The organism is Dietzia sp. B44, from assembly GCF_014145245.1.
GTDB lineage: Bacteria > Actinomycetota > Actinomycetes > Mycobacteriales > Mycobacteriaceae > Dietzia > Dietzia natronolimnaea.
Window position 1 is genome coordinate 1 of the sequence record NZ_JAALEF010000388.1, and the last position, 2,054, is coordinate 2,054.

Sequence of the window (2,054 nt, forward strand, 5' to 3'; positions counted from 1 at the left end):
CCGTGCCCGTGAGCAACAGCAGCGCGGCGGTGGCGTAGGTGTCGATCACGCCGACGTCGAGGGCCCTCGCGAGCGCCGACCCCCCCTCGGTCTTGCGCCGGACCAGGATCAGCGCATCGCTGAGCAGGAACACCGGTCCCGCCACGGCCAACACCGAGGCCCCGGGCCCGGACCGACGATCCACCGAGGTGGCCAGCGCCGACAGGGCCGCCAGCAGTCCTCCGTACGCGGCCAGCGGCGCGTTGGCCCGATCCTCGGACAGCAGGATCGCACCGGCGGCGCCGGCCACCACCCCGTGGACCGCCGACTGGACCGGCTTGAACCTCAGACCAGACCGGAGCATTAGCCCGCCGAGCGCGAGATGCCCCACCCCGAACGCCGCCGCGCCCGAAACCAGTCGCGCCTTCGACCGGCTCGCATGCCCTCCGCCGAGCATGAGGATCACGTCGCCGGTGGTGTACGCAGCGCCGGTGACCGAGAGCAGTGCGGTGTCGACCGGCCCGAGGCTGCCGTCGCGCAGCCCCCCATCACGCAGCGCGACGGTCAACGCGGCCGGGACGATGAGCGGCTTGCAGATCTTCTCCAGCGGGCCGAACCCGGTCGCCTTGGCGACCTCCGTGCCCGCGGCAACGGCGAGGAACGCGGGCCCCTCCGGGCGGGAGGTGTCCATGAGCGAGAGCACCCGCTCCCGCAGCGCCTGAGTGAGGACGGTGGGGAAAGCCCTCGCCGCCGTCCTGTCGGTCGTCGTGCGTCGTGTCGTCATCCACGTGGTGGTCATGTCACTCCAGTCCCAGGTCGGTCAGGCCGAGCAGTGCGCGGTAGTCCACGCCCTCGGCCCGGATCACGTCACCGGCGCCGGTGGCGCGGTCGACGACGGTCGCCACTCCCACCACCTCGGCGCCGGCCTCGCGTAGGGCGGCGACTGCGGTGAGCGGGGAGTTTCCGGTGGTCGTGGTGTCCTCGACGACGAGGACCCGCTTCCCCACGATGTCCGGCCCTTCGATCCGGCGTTGCATCCCATGCTTCTTGGCCTCCTTGCGGACGACGAAGGCGTCGATCGGCCGCCCCGGCGCGTGCATGATCGCCGTGGCGACCGGATCAGCACCGAGGGTCAGCCCGCCGACCGCGTCGAACTCCCAGTCGTCGGTCAGTTCACGCAGCAACCGGCCGATCAGCGGCGACGCCTCGTGGTGCAGGGTTGCTCGGCGCAGGTCCACGTAGTAGTCGGCCTCGCGGCCCGAGGAGAGGGTGACGCGGCCGTGGACGACGGCGAGTTCGGCGACCAGCTCGGCGAGCCTTCGGCGCGCATCGGGATCGACATCGGTGGCGGCGGTCATGCGGCTCCCCTCGGTGGTGGCGGTCTCACGGATTCCCGGACCTGGCCAGCTGATCGGACCGATCCGAATCGGCCGACAGGTGCCAGCAGGTGCCGGCCGGTGCCGGTCCCGTCGTCCATGACTCTAGACGGGTCCTCCGACAGCAGTGGACGGGTCGGTCGCGAGGTGCGACCGACCCGTCTATCTCCACCAGTCTCAGCCGGCTCCGATCTCCTCCCCTTCGCCCTCGCCGTTCTGGTCATCATCGTCCGGGCGGAGTTCGGCGCCACACTCGTGGACTTCCGCCAGTGGAACGGGACTGACCCGATGCCGGCCACCGTGACCGTCACCGGCACCAACCCTTCTCTCGACCCGCCGATCGTTCCCAGCACCGGGAGCCTGGGAGCGCTCACAGGCAGTCTCGGTTCACTCACCGGTAGCTGACTTACCCCGCACAACCGAGAGGACCCGCCCGCGCTGGATGCGCGGACGGGTCCTCTCGTTGCGGTAGGTCAGTCCCGGATATCCGGCGGCAGCTGGATGCGGGTGGTCTGCTCGACGTCCGGTTCCACGCCCGGGCGCTCACGACCGGAGCCCGTGCCGGTCGAGGCCGCCGCCGATGGCTCCGCGTCCGCAGCCTGCTCAGCCTCCGGCTCCACACGCCGGTGCTTGCCACTGCCGGCCCGCGGGGGCGCGGGTGTCACCTCGGGCCGAAGCCACACGGGGGTCTGGTCGTCC

General features: G+C 71.6%; 3 protein-coding genes and 1 pseudogene. 1 reads left to right on the forward strand and 3 read right to left on the reverse strand.

From position 1 onward, the window contains the following. Both G6017_RS12515 and pyrE read right to left on the reverse strand, forming a co-directional pair. Nucleotides 1-778 (reverse strand): lysoplasmalogenase family protein (locus tag G6017_RS12515; RefSeq protein WP_241731519.1); only part of this gene is annotated, 778 nt, incomplete at its 3' end. 1 nt (nt 779) lies between these two features. Next, nucleotides 780-1,337 carry an orotate phosphoribosyltransferase gene (pyrE, locus tag G6017_RS12520; RefSeq protein WP_182617643.1) on the reverse strand — a complete coding sequence of 186 codons (558 nt, stop codon included), beginning with the start codon at nt 1,335-1,337 and terminating at the stop codon, nt 780-782. 117 nt (nt 1,338-1,454) lie between these two features. Between pyrE and G6017_RS12525 the strand changes: the two genes are divergently transcribed. After that, entirely contained in the window at nt 1,455-1,760 is a 306-nt protein-coding gene (locus tag G6017_RS12525; RefSeq protein WP_182617644.1) for a hypothetical protein, read from the forward strand. Between the two features lie 68 nt (nt 1,761-1,828). Here the strand turns inward: G6017_RS12525 and G6017_RS16500 are convergent. Next, a pseudogene (locus G6017_RS16500) lies at nt 1,829-2,054 on the reverse strand (hypothetical protein); the annotation flags it as partial.